This window comes from Acetobacterium sp. KB-1, from assembly GCF_003260995.1.
In the GTDB taxonomy this organism is placed as follows: domain Bacteria; phylum Bacillota; class Clostridia; order Eubacteriales; family Eubacteriaceae; genus Acetobacterium; species Acetobacterium carbinolicum.
This window is the reverse complement of record NZ_CP030040.1, coordinates 3,431,915-3,448,956: the sequence shown is the minus strand read 5'-3', so window position 1 is coordinate 3,448,956 and position 17,042 is coordinate 3,431,915. Positions and strand designations below refer to the sequence as shown.

Here is a 17,042-nt window from a genome sequence, read left to right as displayed (position 1 = left end):
TATAGAGAGACCAATTAATTTTTATATTGTTATAATATAAAGAAGAAAATCTATAAAGACTATAATTTACAGTTGATCCAATCGAAGGACCCGCAATTGCAGCTAATGATCCAAAACTCATTGAAGCAATTACTCCAGCTGGTCCTATATATGGCATAACTGCTGCAATAACGCCAGCAAGTATAGAAACAGAAACACCTTCTGTAAATGTTATATAACGCTACTCATATCAAGAGGATAACTAACGTTTATATTTATCTATAGCGCTATCCGCTATTCCCCGAAGTGGAACATATGTTAAGAGGAAAATAATACTTTCCCAAACCATATTTAACACAATCCCGATTCCCAGAATCGTAGCAATGTTGAGGATCATCAACAGTCCTTGCTGTAATCCATAGGTATACAAATTTCTGTTCTCCTCTATAATAATTTCATGGCTTACAAGGATATCTGTAATTCTCTCAGTTATTGCGATTCTCATTAGAACTTCCTGAGTTTATCTGCACCCTCAGGTAATTTGGGCTGGTGCATAATAAAAAAACAAGCCGTATTAACGTTTAACGTTGTTACCATCAACGCCATAGCCGCAATAACCCGATAGCACTTTAATGATAGATTTTTCAAAACAACCTCCTCTTTTTATCTTTTATGTCCTAAATCTACCATATATTTTTATTTGTGCGATATTATGTTGAAATTACTATATTTTTTTGTAGTGAACTAAGATTTTTTATTTTATTCAAATAAAAACGAGCAATCTTAATAAAAGAATGCTCGCAACAAGGCTCTATACAAACAACAGCAGGGAAACCGAAAAGATATTACTCCGCTGGGTAATATCCATCGTCCCATCGTATTTTTGTAAAACACTTTTTACATTTTCCAGGCCTAAACCATGTTGGCTTGGCTCTTTATTGGTTGTAAGATATCGATTGCCGACTTTTACACGTTCACCCAGATATGGATTCTCCACCAGAATAATTAAACGCCCTTTGTCATAGTTTATGTTTGTTTTTATCTGTCTTTCTTTTTCCATCTCAGCAACGGCCTCAATGGCGTTATCCAGCAGGTTTCCTAAAATTATCGCCAAATCAAATGATGCAATACTCATTTTTTCGGGAATACTCAGATCAAGCGCTATTTTTATATTTTGTTGCGCTGCTTCCTGAATTTTAAAATTCAAAATACTGTCAATATCAATGTTTTCGGTACACGCGTATTGTTTCTTATCGTCATAAACATCAGTCATCTTTGTTAGATGTTTTAAAGCAGCGTCTCTTTCCCCTTTTTCAACCAATGCATAGATAACCGCTAAGTGATTTCGCAGATCATGCCGCATTGCTTTCGTTGTTTTTAATGATGACTCCATTAGTTCGAATTGTTTTTGGTAGTATTTATTTTGCTGATCAACCATGATTTTATCCATTTTATCGACCATGAAAGCTGAAATGACATCATACAAATAAAAGATTGTGAAATTGACAAGTAGTATCAATACTACTCCGATTAGAACTTGCTTCCAGGACAAACCTATTGCTTGAAATAAGGTTAAAATGATATATAAGGATGAAATCGGGATCAAAATAATTGCGATCCAATTGGCCAGCGGGATTGTTTCTCCTAGTCTGATATTTTTGTAATTATTGAAAACTCGAACGACAAAATACAATATGATTTGAACTATAATCAGCCCATATTCTGAGGAATAATTGTTAGTGGACATCAAAGGAAAATTAAAATATCCTGAAAGCAATCCAACAATCAGTTCGACACACATTACAATCAAATAAATCAAAAATACTGATAGAAGCCGTTTTTTAATTCCTACTTTATAGTTTAATGACAGACCTAAAAAAGCAAGAATATTACTGATTATCATAATTGCCGGTATATTAATCGTCAAATATACCAGCGCAATAAATATGTAATATCCCACATAGGATAAGAGTTCTATCTTATGATTGGCTTCTTTGGTCTCAAAGAATACATGCATAAATTTATAAACGATATATGTTCCAAAAATATTAGCTATCAGATATACCACTTCATAGGTACTTAGCTCCATTATTCCAACCTTTCGAGTTCATATCGCATTTGCAAACCCCTGATTTCTTTCCGCTTTAGCTGACTAATTGGCAGACAGTCCGAATTGGACATCCTGACCTCGTCATACTTGAATTTTACTACATGCTCATAGTTAACTAGATAGGATTTATGAATTTTCATGAATTGATCACCTTCTAGCTGGGGGGTGACATCTCGTAGCTTCCCATAAAACAAATCTTCCCCTGTTGTCGTGGTAATCTTAATCTCCCGATTCACGCTTTGAAAGTAGAGAATGTCTTTGATGGGAATCTTATATGTTACGGCTCCCTTTCGATAACAGAAAACGCCACCTAGGCAGCCGCTTAATTTCATTGCCAGGTTAATGTCTTTTATCAGTATTGCTGGTTCAATGGGCTTTGAAAGAAAATGCATGGGTCGCACCTCAAAAAGATCCTTATAATAATTTTCTTTCCCAGACACATAGACAATCTGCATCGTTTGATTATCCATCTCTTCACGAATTTTCCGGCCTAAATCAAGGCCGTTTAGCCCTTCCATTTCGATGTCCAGAAAAATCAAATCGAAATCATGTTCATGTTTTATAAACTCTGCCAGTCTTTCACCGGAATAAAACACATCGATTTCGACTTCCTCCGCAAACATATTTCGATGGTCCAAAATAATCCCTTCCATTTGAGAACAGATGGCTCTTTGATCATCGCAAATTCCTATTCTAAACATTTTCTCACCTCTTTTATAGACACTAAATTCATTTTACCTGAAAATAAAACAACTGTCCACCTTGCCAATAAAATAATTTAAATTTGTGTTTATCAATCAAAAAAAACAGTATTAATAAACAGCAAGCTGTTTATTGATACTGTTAAAATCTTTTTCTACTAAACTATCGATTTATTAACTGATGGCATCCACGGCGGCCATCAACTCCGAAATAGAACTGTACCAGTTTTTAATCATATGGCGCATCAGCCCGACCTGTTCGGCCTTGGCCAGTAGACCAAAAACCGGAATTTTGGAGCCATAAGCCGCGCCGATCTCAGCCCAGGCATCACAACCGGAGGGACCAATATAAATAATCAGATCGGCACTGGTAACCGAACTGATACAAAAATCAAAAACGCGTTCTCCTTCAGCAGACTCAATAAAATGGGTGAGCTCTTTTTGTGAAAGAAAGGCTTCTTCCGGTCGTCCCTCGCGGATCCATGACAAAATGGTATGGCCCCGAGTTTCCAACAAATCCGTCAGCATTTCAACGGCATGCTGATGCTTCCATGAAGCGGCAATATATATTCTCATGATTCCTCCAATTGGGGTGTTATTTTGTTTGCGGCTCGGTGTTTAAAAGAGTCTTTTTACCAAAGCTAATCCCGTTTTCTGATGATATCCATCGGTTTAACCGGTGTACACATTTGTAAATAGTAATGCATTTTGGGATGCGGTGCCGACTCGATTGCCTGACCGGATACGTCCGTCATTACCTTAATCGCTTGCGTAACGAACCCGTCTCCCGGAATCATGATCTCGATCTCATCACCTAATACAACCTTGTTACGCTGCTCAATTAAAGCCATCCCGGTATTCTCGTCGTATTCCAGAACCAGACCGACAAAGTCATAATGCCGGGTATAACTGCTGGTGCCGTAATTTTGATCCTCTGATGTTGTTTTGCCGCTATAAAACCCTTTGGTGTAATTGCGGTGACTGACCTTTGTCAGTTCATCATAATAGCCCTTATCAAGCTTTTTTACCGCGGGATTATCATAGGCATAATCAATGGCACTGCGATAAGCGGATACCACGGTGGCCACATAATAGAGGCTTTTCATCCGACCTTCAATTTTAAAGCTGTCTACTCCTGATGCCATCAAGGCGGGAATTTCATCGATCAGGCAAAGATCCTTGGAGTTAAAAATAAAGGAACCGGTGGCATCCTCTTCAATGGTAAAGGCTTCATCGGGCCGGGTTTCTTCAATCAGGTGATACTTCCACCGGCAAGGATGGGCGCAATCTCCCTGATTTGAATTTCGACCGGTCATATAATGGCTTAACAGACATCGTCCCGAATAGGAAATGCACATGGCACCGTGAACAAAGATCTCAATCTCCATTTCCGGAGCCACTTTTTCCCGGATCTCCTGAATTTCAATAAGTCCCAGTTCCCGGGCCAGTACAATCCGCCTGGCACCCTGGGCATGCCAGAATGCCACACTGCGCCAATTGGTATTATTGGCCTGAGTACTGACGGATATTTTTAAGTCAGGAGCTACTTCCTGGACGACAGAAAAAACCCCGGGATCGGCTACAATCACACCGTCAATTCCCAGGTCTTTTAGTTCGCTTACATATTCAGGCAGACCGTCTAAATCTGCATTGTGGGGAATCATATTGAGTGTGACGTAAATCTTTTTATCGCGTTCATGGACATACTTAACCGCCTCGGCCAGAGCGGTCTGATCAAAATTATCGGCCTTTGCTCTGAGCCCAAATTTCTTACCGGCACAATAGACCGCATCAGCCCCATAATGAAGGGCATACCTTAGTTTTTCAAAATTTCCTGCCGGTGCCAAAAGTTCCGGTTTTTTCATGCTGTTTCTCCGTTCTTTTCTTTCCTTGCGCTGCTCTTCGTACTTAATCGTCTTTTTTTAAGCTGATCGCCAAACCGTCACCCAGTGGCAGAATACTGGTAACCAATTGGGGATGGTTGGCGATAGTTTCCAGATACATCCGCATCCGCTTGACAATGGTTATTTTGCGACGAATAACCAGTTCATTACTGGCGATCATGCCTTTGAACAATACATTATCAGAAATCAATAGTCCTCCGGGCTTTAAACACCGCAGACAATCGCCCAGCAAATGGATATAGTGGCCTTTGGCCCCATCCAAAAAAATTAAATCATAGCTTTTATCCAGTACTGCCAGTTTTTCCTGGGCATCCCCAACCATCAGATTAATCTGATGGCTAAGTCCCAGGCTGGCAATATTTTCTTCTGCCTGAACCACCATTTTAAAATTGCGTTCAATGGTATCCACCTGCCCCTGAGGGCCCATCGCTTCGGCAAAGATAGACGCCGAAAAGCCTACAGCTGTGCCAACTTCCAGAACAGTCCTGGTTTTTTTTGCGGCGATTAATAATTCAATGTGTTTTTGAACTTCTTGATGGATAATCGGAATATTATCATCCATAGCTCTTTTTCTGAATGCTTCTATTTGGGGACGATTAGCCGGAATTAATCCTCTAATATAATCCTCGATGTAATCTTTAACAATCTCACTCACTGTCTGGCCTTCATTCTTTTTTATTGGCAACTTCTTTATAGCGCTGGCATATTTCGTTGTCTTAATTAGTTTCCCATATATTTTTCTACGTCTTCTAAATGCTCATCATAGGTTTCATTGAAATAGATCTTTCCCGAATCCATATCGGCAACAAAATATAAATAGTTTGTTTGCGCCGGATTTAAAGCCGCTTCTAAGGAAGTTTCACCAAAGGAGCAAATCGGCCCAAAGGGTAATCCGGTATTGATATAGGTATTATAAGGTGATGAAAACTGCGTTTGCTCGGTTGTTAATACGGCCGTTTTTTCACCCCGGGCATAGTCCACGGTGATATCCGATTGAAGCGGCATGTTCTCGGCAATCCGATTGTAAAACACACTGGCCGCATTGGCCTTATCCTCAACTAATTTTGTTTCTAATTCCACAATAGAAGCCATAATCACAATTTCATCCACGGTTTTATCCATTTTTTTGGTTTGTTTTTGCAGATCCTGATCATAGACCTCCACAAACCGATCCAGCATGGCGGTGACCACTTCTGATGGGTCCGTATTTGGAGAAAAACTGTAGGTATCGGGAAAGAGGTAGCCCTCCAGAGTTCGACTCATCCCGTCTTTTTCAGTCAGGGGAATGCTTCTAAGAAGGGAATATTCTTCCTGATATTCTGCTACTTTTTTTGTTTCTTCGATAAATGCATCCGCATCACATATATTTTTCTCTTCAAATATTTTAGCGAACTCTGAAATATTACGTCCTTCAGGAATCGTCACGGTGGCATCAGCTACGTCCCCTGCTACCAGACGATCAAGTATCTGCTGGGCCGATTCTGCCGGGCTAAAAGCATAGTAGCCGGACTGGATCTGGTGAGCGGTATTCTCTTTTTTGGCCAACATTTCAAAGGCAAAAACATCCCGAATTAAATTATTTTCAGCCAGTAACTCTGCCACATCACTGATAACGGCACCTTGTTCTATTTGAACATAAACAAGCTCTCCGGCTCCCACTGGTTCTAACATTTGTCCGATAAAGTAATTAAAGCTGAACACACCAGTCGCACCAAAGACGACTAATAATAAAAGAATAATGGCAATCAGTTTTCCCGTTTTTTTTCGAGGCGGCTGTCGATTTGTTCCGTTACTCATCCGTTCACCTTCCTTTCCTAAACTGTAAAAAAGAATATAGGACCGCTAGAGGTTGGCACCTATATTCTTTTTAAATCGTTTCTATTTCAATCGTTGTTTAAGCGCCACAGCCTTCATCTTCTGAATCAAACAGTCCCATATCCAAATCAACTGCTTTTGCCATGATATCGGTAATGTCCTGAAAGACTACTGAAAAATACATCTGGGCCTGAAAAAATTCAGCGATTTCAGGGATGCCCATTATGGTATTCGCAATGGCATTATAAGAAGTAATCTGATCTTCTGTCAGTTCATTTCCCAACATTTGGAAGGATTGAATTTCCATTTGCTTACGCATATAATCCTTGGCCATTTCATACTTTTCGGGATCTTGTTCCAGCTTTTCTTTCGCGGCTAAAAAATTCTTATATTCTGTGGATTCCTTGAGTGCTCGTGCCAAATTATTGGCTTCATCATAGACGTTCATCTGTTACTCCTACTTTTAAAATTTTATCGACAACTGCTAACGATATGTATTTCACCAATTGCCATATTAAATTTATACTTCCATCAATATGGGTAGTATCATTGGTTTTCTCTGAGTTTTTGCATAAAGGTATTTAAACAGGCTCTCCCGAATGACATTTTTAATGGAATTCCAGTCAATAATACCCTTTTCTTCACAAGATAGCAAGGCTTTCTTGACTTCTTCGCGGGCGTTATTAATGAGTTCTTCAGATTCTCTTACATAAACAAAGCCGCGAGAGATAATATCTGGTCCCGATACCGCTTTGCCCTTGTGCATGGTACAAACCACAATAAAGAGCCCGTCTTCTGAAAGACGTTTTCGGTCATTGAGAACAATGTTACCAATATCACCGACTCCCAGCCCATCAACCAGAACCGGTTCAGCTTGAGTTTTACCAACAATCTGAACACTGCGTTTATCAATTTCCAGGATATTTCCATTTTCAGCAATCAGAGTTCTTTCCTTTTTAATCCCAACACTTTGTGCTAACTCCACATGCTTCATTAGCATCCGACTTTCCCCATGTACAGGAAGAAAATGTTTGGGACGGACTAGCGTAATCATCAGTTTTAGCTCTTCTTGTCTGGCGTGACCAGAGACATGAATTTCAGCAAATCCGCCATAAACAACATCCGAACCTAATTCCACGAGTTTATTAATAACCTCTGAGACCATTTTTTCATTTCCCGGCACTGCGGAAGCCGAAATGACGACGAGATCTTCTTTTTTTATGGTCAGGTGACGGTGCTCACCCAGTGCCATTCGTCCCAAGGCAGCCATCGGTTCGCCCTGGCTGCCGGTGGTTATGATTACTAATTCTTTGTCTTTGTATTTATTAATGTCTCGCAACTGAACCTGTACATTGGGGGGCATTTTCATGTAACCCAAATCCATGGCCACTTCGCTGACATTTTCCATGCTTCGCCCACAGATAATAACCTTACGGTTATACTCTACCGCAGCATCAATCACTTGTTGGAGGCGATGCACATTAGAGGCAAAAGTCGTAACGATGATTCGTCCTTTAGCGTTTCTGAACAAGTTGAAAAGTGTTGGTCCAACCGTGCTCTCAGATTGGGTAAATCCAGTCCCTTCAACATTGGTACTATCAGACATCAGCAGGTCTACACCTTGTGATCCAATTTTGGCGAATCGCTGCAAGTCGATTACTTCACCACCAATTGGATGATAGTCAATTTTAAAATCCCCGGTGTGGACAACCGTTGCCGCCGCACACTTGATACACAATCCCACGGCATCCGCGATGCTATGATTAACGCGAATAAATTCTACGTTGAACTCACCAATGTCAATCCGATCTTTCGGCTTAACAATAATTCGGGTGGTTTTGGTTAGTAAGCCATGCTCTTTGAGCTTTTTATCAATCAGGCCCATGGTAAATTTCGTGGCATAAATGGGAATGTTAATCTTTCTGAGCAGATAAACAAGTCCGCCAATGTGATCCTCATGCCCATGGGTTATGACAACGCCCTTGACCTTATCCTGATTCTCCAGAATATAATTATAATCCGGCAGCACAATGTCAATTCCGAACATATCGTCATCTGGAAATTTCAGCCCGCAATCCACAAGAATGATGTCATCCTTGTATTCAAATACGTTCAGGTTTTTCCCGATTTCACCTAAGCCCCCCAATGGTACTAATCTCAGTTTATCTTTGTTTTTCTGAGGTTGAGGCTTTCGTCTCGATCGTGAACGGCCCTCCACGCGTTGGGTTTCCGTCGTTATTAAGTTTTTATTTTCAGTCAAATTTAACTCCTTTCGTTATTGCATAACAATCCGAACAGTATCCGTACACCTTAAGTTCGTGATTGATAATCATAAAATCCTTCTTTTCTTCTATTTCTTTTTCCAGAGCTTCCAGGAAATCGTCTTGCATTTCGATTACCTTTCCACATTTTAAGCAGATTAAGTGATGATGCCAGTGTTTTTCATCCAACTCACAGAGTTCGTACCGAGCAAAGCCATCATCAAAATTACGTTTGGTAATGAGTCCCATTTCTTCTAATATTTGCACCGTTCGATAAATGGTCGACATTCCCACATCAGGATTGCGCTGTTTGACACCCAGAAATAACTCTTCAACACTAAAATGCTGCTGCCTAAAGGTCAACAGAACCTCAATGGTAACCAGACGTTGAGGGGTTACTTTGTTCCCTCTTTTTCTGAGTGCATCCACAATTTGTTTTTTGTTATTCATAGTGGTCACACCTCTTTTTAAGTCTTTTCTTAAATAAAACAGTGACAGGCAATGCTCCGATAATTTCTATATTTACTCCATCAATATCACAGGAAAGCGCACGGATCTCTATTCCCAGACTATGACATTGATCCAATAAACGTGAAAATATCGGATCTTTTACTTTGTTTGGTAAAACGCTTTGGCATCATTGCGTTGCATAACAAAAATAACCCCTGTATGGTGCCCTTCCTGATAAGCCCTGATTAAATTCAGCGAGGTGTTTGAAACAAGAAGCTCACTCATGTGACCGCTTGGGCACATGAGCAGCTATCTTTTTTTCCAGGCGTTAATCATTTACTTTGATAAAACGATTCGATCAGCTAAGAAAGCCCGCTAGCAAGGGGCGTTACTCAACTTCACCTTCATCTTCGTCTTCTTCTAAATCATCATATTCTTCGTCCATGATGCGATCGTATTCTGCTTCAATTAAAGCGAATTCTGCTTCATCCTCTACGGGTACCAGAATTTCACCCTCTTCGTCTTCATCGATAAAGAACGCAAATACATCGTCACTTTCTTCGCCTTCTGTTAAAAGCACATATGTCTTTTCACCCAGAGGAAAGGAGACTTCTAAATCAAACTCTCGTGCAACGCCATTTTCATCTTCTAAAATTATTTTTTCTTCCATATCAACTTCACTTTCAATTTTATTTTTCGCTCATAATCTTTAAATTATACCTTTTTATGCTTAAAGAATCCATTATTATGAATTATTTAACGGCCCGGTCCATGTAAGACTGGAGAATGATCTGAGCTGCCAGCATATCAATATAATCTTTGCGGTTCTCCCGGGAAACATTTCCTTCGATCAACACTTTTTCCGACCAGGATGAGGTTAAACGCTCATCAATATAGATGATTTCGATATTTAGCCGTTTTTTTATAAATTGACAAAAATTCACTGTTTTCCGGGTCTGAGCGGATTCTGAACCGTCCATGTTCAGTGGCAGACCAGCTACCACCTTTTTAATCTCATATTTTGCAATGAGATTCCGAAATGCTTCTAAATCATCATCCCGGGTCTTTCGTTTGAGGGTCATGACCCCCTGGGCCGTAATCTGCAACGGGTCCGTTACAGCAACCCCAATCCGTTTGTCACCAACATCAATTCCTAAAATTCTTTCCATTCATTATCCCATCTTATTGTTATGACTGTATTAAATTACTTTGATGCAAAAGTCTTTACAGACGGAACCACAGTAGCCGCAAAGCACACAGTTTTCCTGTAAAACGGTGGCTTTTCCGTTAACTAAGGTTAACGCCTTGTGGTTGCAGCGTTTGAGACATTCTCCACAGCCGGTGCACCAGTCACTGATATGTAGTCTCTTTGGAGCACTGGAAACAGCCACTTCCAAAGCGTCTGGTATGGTCTCGCCGTTAAATTTTTTGACATTATACCGCACTTCATTAATCGATTGAACCCCAATCGCAATGGCGTCCAGATCTGCCAGGTTCAAGACATACTCAAAACTGGCCTGTTTCTGAGAGAGCAGATTACCACCGCCTAGCGGCTTCATGCCGTAAACGCCCTTCCCAGACCTTTTTGCCTGGTGGATGGCCGCCGCCATTTCTTCGGTAGTTCCATCTTCAATACCAATGCCGGTTAAATTAATCAGCGGATGAATCACATCCAGCTCAGAAAACAGATTTGCCCCATAAACACCTTCTATCCGATGAGTGGAAATGCCGATGGCTCTTACTTTTCCCGCTTTTTTTGCGGCAATCAGCGCTTCAATGGCTTCCCAGTGGCCTTCAATGGTTTTTTTGCTTTCCTGTTCGTGGAGCAGGTAAAGATCAACATAATCCCGCCCCAGTTCCGAAAGGGCCCGATGCAAGCTGCTCAGAACACCCGCTGCTGTATAATCATAGGATTTTGTCGCAATCACCACATCCTGTTGCATCTGGATCGCCGCACGCAGATGATCGTAATTATTGTACAGATCCGCCGTATCAAAAAAATTAACACCACAATCCAAAGCCGCCGCGATAATTTCCCGACTTTCTAAAAGAGTTTTGTTTTTCTGGAGCGGCCCAATCGTCAAACTGCCAAAGCACATCCGCGAGACCTTGATTCCAGTATTACCCAGGGTATTTAATATCATCTTCTAATCATTTCCTAACCACAAGCGTTATGTGTACAGATTAACAATTGATCGGTACGGTGACTAAACACCAACTTCTACAATCAAAACTCCATCTGCCCGTCGCCATACCAAAACTAAAATAGGACTGCCTCGGTTGAGACAGCCCCAAATTATCAGCCTACTAAATACTTTTTAAGTAACGTCGAACAAGTTCCTCGAGCAACTCATCCCGTTCAATTTTCTGTATGGCGTTTCGCGCTTCTCTGTGACTTGTGATATAGGTCGGATCTCCTGACATGACATAACCTACAATTTGATTGACAGGGTTATACCCTTTTTCAACTAGAGCCTTATGTACATTGCGCATCACTTCGTCGATCTTCTGAGACTTTTCGCTATCGACCTCAAACATAATGGTTCCTCGATCAATCACCGTATTTTCTCCCATTGTCATCTGACCTCCTTCACAATCAATTTATATCATTTTAACCCAAAGATAAAGAAAAGACAAGTCAAATGATGTAATTTTTCATTTTATTAATCAATTAATTCAACTGCTCCCGAATGCATGCCTCTCCCTTTGACAGTGATTCAGCCAATTTTTCCGGAAGTTTCCCCCCAGCCTGCGCCATATCCGGGCGTCCACCACCGCCTCCGCCAGCTATTGTCGCCACTTCTTTAATGACTTTACCCGCATGGAAGCCGCGTTTAACGATATCCGGAGTCGCTGTTGCAACAAAATTAACCTTGCCATCTAAGGCACTCCCCAACAGTACAATTCCCGATCCCATTCGGTCTTTTAGTAAGTCTCCAATGGTTCTAAGCTCTTCCATCGGCATTTTCTCAACGTCAGCAATGGTAACCTGAACGCCACTGATGATCACCATTTTCTGATGGATATCCATTATCGCATTTCCGGCCGACTTCTGTTTTAGTTCAGCGATGGTGCGTTCTTTTTGTTTGTTGATTTCAGCTAATTCCATTACTTTTTCAAGCAATTGATCCGGATTTGTTTTCATCAAATTGGACACTTCAACCAGAGTATCATCCATTTTTTCCACCAGATGCCAGGCATTAAAACCGGTTGCCGCTTCAATTCGTCGAACCCCAGCAGCAACACCACCTTCACTGATAATTTTAAAGAGACCGACTTTAGCAGAATTGCTGATATGACAGCCACCGCAAAGCTCGGTACTAAAGTCACCAACTTTGACAACACGGACAATTTCACCGTACTTCTCGCCAAATAAAGCGGTCGCTCCCAATTCTTTGGCTTGATCAATGTTGGTCTCAAAAATAGATACATCATAGGCCGCTAAAATCGCTGCGTTGACAATGTCTTCCACCTGTCGTTTTTCCTCCCGGGTCATGGCCTGGAAATGGTTAAAGTCAAAACGCAACCGGTCGGGAGATACAAATGACCCCGCCTGCTCCACATGGTCGCCTAAAACCTGTTTCAGGGCTTTTTGCAATAAGTGAGTCGACGTATGGTTCCGCTGAACGGCATCCCGTAAGTCTTTGTTGACTTCTGTAATGACACTCTCCCCTACCTTAAAGGTTCCTGACTTCACGATACCCGAATGAATATGTCGGCTTAGGCTGCCTTTTTTACAATCCCTGATTTCAATTAAGCCATCGCCTTTTTGAATGATCCCATGATCCCCGGTTTGGCCTCCACTTTCGGCATAGAACGAGGTCTGATCCAACAGTACCAGTACCTCATCGCCAGCTTTTGCTTCGTCCACCAAGGCTTCATTCACATAGAGCCCTAAGATGGTGCCTTCCGCTTCCAGATTGTCATAGCCGACAAAGGTATTGACGGCATCCGGTCCCAAAGGATTAAAGGGATCATCAGCCCATACTGCTAAATCGCTATTGAGGCGATCCTGTCGGGCTCGGTCCCGCTGTGCCTGCATTTCTTTTTCGAAGTCTTCCGCGATAATGGTCAGGCCCCGTTCTTCAACAATTTCTCTGGTTAAGTCATAAGGGAATCCATAGGTGTCGTAGAGTTTAAATGCCCCACCGCCCGGGAATACTGTTTCTTCCATTTCGATAATTTTATCCAGTTCTTTATTTAACAGTGCCAAACCTTGATCGATGGTTTCTTTAAAACGTATTTCTTCAATGCGGATCAGTTTTTGAATGAATTCCTGTTTTTCGCGTAGTTCAGGATAAGCCCCTTCAGAAACCCGGATGGCTTCTTTAGCGACATCATAAAGGAAAAGATCCTTGATACCCAATAATTTTCCATGCCGAACGGCCCGGCGAAGCAATCGTCGCAACACGTAACCGCGGCCTTCATTTCCTGGCATCACGCCATCAGCAATCATAAAGGTGACACTGCGGATATGGTCTGTAATAACTCGGATCGAAATATCGTCCTGAGGATCATCGCCATAATTTACCCCCGCTTTTTTACAGATATAGTTGAGTACATGGCCAACCGTATCAATCTCAAAGATGGTACCCACACCCTGCATCACAACAGCCAGACGTTCTAATCCCATACCGGTATCAATATTGGGTTTTGGTAAGGGGTTATAGTTACCCGCTTCATCTTTATCAAACTGGGTGAAAACCAAATTCCAGAATTCAACATAACGGTCACAGTCGCAACCAACACTACAGGTGGGGCTGTCACAGCCGTATTCTTCACCCCGGTCGAAATAAAGCTCGGAACAGGGGCCACAGGGGCCCAATCCATGCTCCCAGAAATTGTCTTCTTTTCCCAGTCTCACAATTTTTTCTTTGGGTATTCCCACGTCTTCATTCCAGATTTGAAAGGCTTCGTCATCATCCAGATAGATCGTGATCCAGATTCTATCTTCCGGTATTTCCATCACTTTGGTACAGAATTCCCAGGCCCAGGGAATGGCTTCTTTTTTGAAGTAATCACCAAAGGAAAAGTTACCCAGCATTTCAAAAAATGTGCCGTGTCTGGCTGTTTTCCCGACATTTTCAATATCCGGGGTACGAATACACTTCTGACAGGTGGTGATCCGATTTCTTGGCGGTATTTCATCACCGGTAAAATAAGCTTTTAGCGGTGCCATCCCCGAGTTAATCAATAACAGGCTCTTGTCGTTAATCGGCACGAGTGGAAAGCTGTTTAATCGCAGATGTCCTTTTTCTTCAAAAAACGCTAAATATTTCTCTCTGATTTCATTTAATCCTAATGGTTTCATTTTTTCTCCTTATTGCATTTTTAATTTTTAGTTGTGCGTACTTGATACTTCTCGGTGTCTATAAAAAACAAAAAATCCCCTGCAAGTCTGCAAGGGACGGTTTAATCCGCGGTACCACCCAAATTAGCTGCAATATAATTGGCAACTCACTTTATTAATAACGGTTTCCCGACTGAAAATACTCAATGAACCTCTCATTTAATCTTTCTTCCCAGCTGCTCGAACGGGGCAACCCTAAACTAACTTTAAAAGACTCTCAGCCGTGTCTCTCTCTCTGTGATTGTTATTTTTAGAGCCTTCGTTCTCAATGCATTTTTATATTAACCTATGATAGATGATTATATTAATTCCATATTTAAATGTCAATCCTTTTTTGGTCAGTAGCGTCTTTTGATGCAAAGATGGAAATAATATACCCGGCAATTACCTTAATGGTTCCCGCCATCGGCACCGCCATAATCATTCCCACGCCTCCAAACATAGCCCCAAAAAAGAAGATCGAAAAGATAATAAACACCGGATGAAGACCGACATTTCCGGACATCAGTGCCGGTGCCAGAAAATTACCACAGATCACCTGAACCACCCCAATAACGATTAGCATCGGAATAATCAGTAGTGGATTAATAAACAGTACCAGTACTACAATCACAAAACTACCTACCGCTGGTCCAAAATAAGGAACCATGGTTGTGACCCCGGCAATAACACCAATAATACTTGCGTAAGGCAAATCCAGAGCAAAGGCTCCAATCCCGGTTGCAATCCCAGCGATCAGGGATGTCAGACCTTGACCCTTGATAAAACCACCAATAACCAGATCGATGTCACAGCACATTTTAAGCATGCTGTTGCGATAATATAGTGGCACCAGATACATGATCCCCTTGATAAAGAGTTCCTTATCCATCAGCAGAAAAATAGTGACTAATGGCACGATAATGATATTCATCACCTGGCCGCTATTTTGTAGAATGGCATTTGATATCCCCTGGAGTGCCGTTGCAAACCCCTGGATTACATTTCCCAGAACCTGTTCCAGGTTAAAAAACTGGGTAATGTCATATCCGGTAAAATTCGAAATATAGTCCGACAAATTAGTGATATAGGTCTGGGTTTGTGTCACAAAGTTTGGAATGCTTCTGATCATACTGGCAATATTGGTAATCAAACTGGGAACAAAGCTCATAAAGGCGCCAATCACCAGTGCCAATACCGAAAAGAAAACAATTAGAACCGCCGCCCCCCGATCTAAACCTTTATCTTCAAGATTTCTAACCAGCGGGTTAAGCAAATAAGCCAGGACAATGGCAAAGAAAAATGGTGCAAACATGCCCGAAAGCGTTGGCCAGATAAAAAAGCAAACCGCACCAATTAAAACAACGACGATGAGATTGAGAACTAGTAGTCTTTTTTTGTTTGAAGAATTGTCCATCTATTTTACCCCCAGAAGTTTATTGGCAATTCCGGTGCCCTGTTCTTTAAATCCCAAATCGTACATATCTTTTTCATAATAAAGCACCTGATCTTTATACGTAAGTTCTTCGGCTGGAATAATCGCAAAGCCGTGATCGATATCATCAAAAAAGCTTCTGGAAATTTCGTATTCTGTAATGGCAAATGTTCCTTCTTCAATGGTCGCATTAACAACATGACCAAATGACTCCTTATTTTTATCCACCACCGGATAATCCATCAGTGGAAACGCCTCATCGAGATAGTCTTTCACTTTTTGGCCTTTTGCTTTAATAATGACTTTTTCACTCTCGATTACCAAACGCTTATAATTAACATCCAAAATATTTTCCGGTTTAAAAAACTGAGCCTTTGAGAAAACCCCACCGGGATTGATCACCAAGTATCTAATGACATGATTCACCACTACCAGACTCTTGACCAATCCATGCCGTCGCCCATTCTTTTTCGAAACGACTTCTACATTGAGCAAAATATTCGCCTTCATTTCGTGTTCCTTTCATTTTCTGTCATATCCATATCTTACCCTATTCTTTTTTTTATAGCAACGTTGTTTTTTATTTGTAGTGTCAAAAAAACGCGGTTTCCCGTTAACAGAAACTGCGTTTTTTAATTTATTATGCTTGATACTATTTTTTATTGTGCTTTTTTATTGTGATAGTCCTCAATCGCCGCTTGAATGGCCTCAGCGGCCAAGACCGAACAATGTATTTTTTCGGCTGGCAATCCCCCCAAAGCGTCAACCACATCCGAATTTTTGAATTTTCCGGCTTCTTCAATGGTCTTGCCGATAATCATATCGGTTGCCATACTGCTACTGGCAACGGCTGCACCGCATCCAAAGGTTTTAAAAGACGCATCTTCAATGACGCCGTCATCATTAATTTTCAGGAAGATTTTCATGATATCGCCGCAAGCCGGGCTGCCAACCTGACCAATACCATTTGCACCTTCAATCTCGCCCACATGTTTAGGACAGGTAAAGTTCTCCATTACTACATCTGTATAGTCCATCTTAATTTCTCCTTAGTTATA

Annotated in this window: 19 protein-coding genes; all 19 read right to left on the bottom strand. The window is 41.3% G+C overall.

The annotated features are described in order from the left end of the window. Positions 1–241: 241 nt before the first annotated feature. The 19 genes from DOZ58_RS15900 to DOZ58_RS15810 all read right to left on the bottom strand — a co-directional run bounded on the left by DOZ58_RS15900 (position 242) and on the right by DOZ58_RS15810 (position 17,021). On the bottom strand, positions 242–484 hold the full coding sequence (locus DOZ58_RS15900) for an accessory gene regulator B family protein (RefSeq protein ID WP_111889198.1): 243 nt from the start codon (positions 482–484) through the stop codon (positions 242–244). Then, a complete protein-coding gene (locus DOZ58_RS19135; RefSeq protein WP_111889197.1) occupies positions 484–627 on the bottom strand; it encodes a cyclic lactone autoinducer peptide in 144 nt (47 codons plus the stop codon). Before DOZ58_RS19135 ends, DOZ58_RS15900 begins: the two co-directional genes overlap by 1 nt. A 163-nt stretch (positions 628–790) precedes the next feature. Next, a complete protein-coding gene (locus DOZ58_RS15890; protein WP_111889196.1) occupies positions 791–2,068 on the bottom strand; it encodes a sensor histidine kinase in 1,278 nt (425 codons plus the stop codon). Beyond that, positions 2,068–2,790 (bottom strand): LytTR family DNA-binding domain-containing protein, encoded by a 723-nt coding sequence (locus DOZ58_RS15885; RefSeq protein WP_111889195.1) that lies wholly within the window; start codon positions 2,788–2,790, stop codon positions 2,068–2,070. Before DOZ58_RS15885 ends, DOZ58_RS15890 begins: the two co-directional genes overlap by 1 nt. A 174-nt stretch (positions 2,791–2,964) precedes the next feature. Further along, on the bottom strand, positions 2,965–3,366 hold the full coding sequence (locus DOZ58_RS15880) for a hypothetical protein (protein ID WP_111889194.1): 402 nt from the start codon (positions 3,364–3,366) through the stop codon (positions 2,965–2,967). Positions 3,367–3,431: 65 nt separating this feature from the next. After that, the gene (locus tag DOZ58_RS15875) at positions 3,432–4,655 is read right to left on the bottom strand and encodes a U32 family peptidase (protein ID WP_111889193.1); all 1,224 of its coding nucleotides are present in this window, start codon (positions 4,653–4,655) and stop codon (positions 3,432–3,434) included. Between the two features lie 43 nt (positions 4,656–4,698). Beyond that, entirely contained in the window at positions 4,699–5,379 is a 681-nt protein-coding gene (locus tag DOZ58_RS15870) for an O-methyltransferase (RefSeq protein ID WP_242988523.1), read from the bottom strand. 35 nt (positions 5,380–5,414) lie between these two features. After that, complete coding sequence (gene mltG, locus DOZ58_RS15865) at positions 5,415–6,491, bottom strand: endolytic transglycosylase MltG (protein WP_111889191.1); 1,077 nt, start codon at positions 6,489–6,491, stop codon at positions 5,415–5,417. Between the two features lie 97 nt (positions 6,492–6,588). Then, positions 6,589–6,957, bottom strand: coding sequence for a YlbF family regulator (locus DOZ58_RS15860; RefSeq protein ID WP_111889190.1), 369 nt, complete (start codon positions 6,955–6,957; stop codon positions 6,589–6,591). Positions 6,958–7,029: 72 nt separating this feature from the next. Continuing rightward, the gene (locus DOZ58_RS15855) at positions 7,030–8,727 is read right to left on the bottom strand and encodes a ribonuclease J (protein WP_111889799.1); all 1,698 of its coding nucleotides are present in this window, start codon (positions 8,725–8,727) and stop codon (positions 7,030–7,032) included. A 34-nt stretch (positions 8,728–8,761) separates the two neighbouring features. Then, the gene (locus tag DOZ58_RS15850; protein WP_111889189.1) at positions 8,762–9,220 is read right to left on the bottom strand and encodes a Fur family transcriptional regulator; all 459 of its coding nucleotides are present in this window, start codon (positions 9,218–9,220) and stop codon (positions 8,762–8,764) included. A 388-nt stretch (positions 9,221–9,608) separates the two neighbouring features. Next, on the bottom strand, positions 9,609–9,890 hold the full coding sequence (locus tag DOZ58_RS15845; RefSeq protein WP_111889188.1) for a DUF1292 domain-containing protein: 282 nt from the start codon (positions 9,888–9,890) through the stop codon (positions 9,609–9,611). Positions 9,891–9,972: 82 nt separating this feature from the next. Beyond that, positions 9,973–10,389: a Holliday junction resolvase RuvX gene (ruvX, locus tag DOZ58_RS15840; RefSeq protein ID WP_111889187.1), complete on the bottom strand. Its 417-nt coding sequence runs from the start codon at positions 10,387–10,389 to the stop codon at positions 9,973–9,975. Between the two features lie 30 nt (positions 10,390–10,419). Further along, positions 10,420–11,364: an aldo/keto reductase gene (locus tag DOZ58_RS15835; protein ID WP_111889186.1), complete on the bottom strand. Its 945-nt coding sequence runs from the start codon at positions 11,362–11,364 to the stop codon at positions 10,420–10,422. 163 nt (positions 11,365–11,527) lie between these two features. Then, positions 11,528–11,779 carry an IreB family regulatory phosphoprotein gene (locus tag DOZ58_RS15830; protein WP_026396169.1) on the bottom strand — a complete coding sequence of 84 codons (252 nt, stop codon included), beginning with the start codon at positions 11,777–11,779 and terminating at the stop codon, positions 11,528–11,530. Between the two features lie 112 nt (positions 11,780–11,891). Then, the gene (gene alaS / locus DOZ58_RS15825; RefSeq protein WP_111889185.1) at positions 11,892–14,531 is read right to left on the bottom strand and encodes an alanine--tRNA ligase; all 2,640 of its coding nucleotides are present in this window, start codon (positions 14,529–14,531) and stop codon (positions 11,892–11,894) included. Between the two features lie 355 nt (positions 14,532–14,886). After that, a complete protein-coding gene (locus DOZ58_RS15820) occupies positions 14,887–15,966 on the bottom strand; it encodes an AI-2E family transporter (protein WP_111889184.1) in 1,080 nt (359 codons plus the stop codon). Further along, complete coding sequence (locus DOZ58_RS15815) at positions 15,967–16,494, bottom strand: hypothetical protein (RefSeq protein ID WP_111889183.1); 528 nt, start codon at positions 16,492–16,494, stop codon at positions 15,967–15,969. Positions 16,495–16,643: 149 nt separating this feature from the next. After that, complete coding sequence (locus DOZ58_RS15810) at positions 16,644–17,021, bottom strand: iron-sulfur cluster assembly scaffold protein (RefSeq protein WP_111889182.1); 378 nt, start codon at positions 17,019–17,021, stop codon at positions 16,644–16,646. Positions 17,022–17,042: the final 21 nt, after the last annotated feature.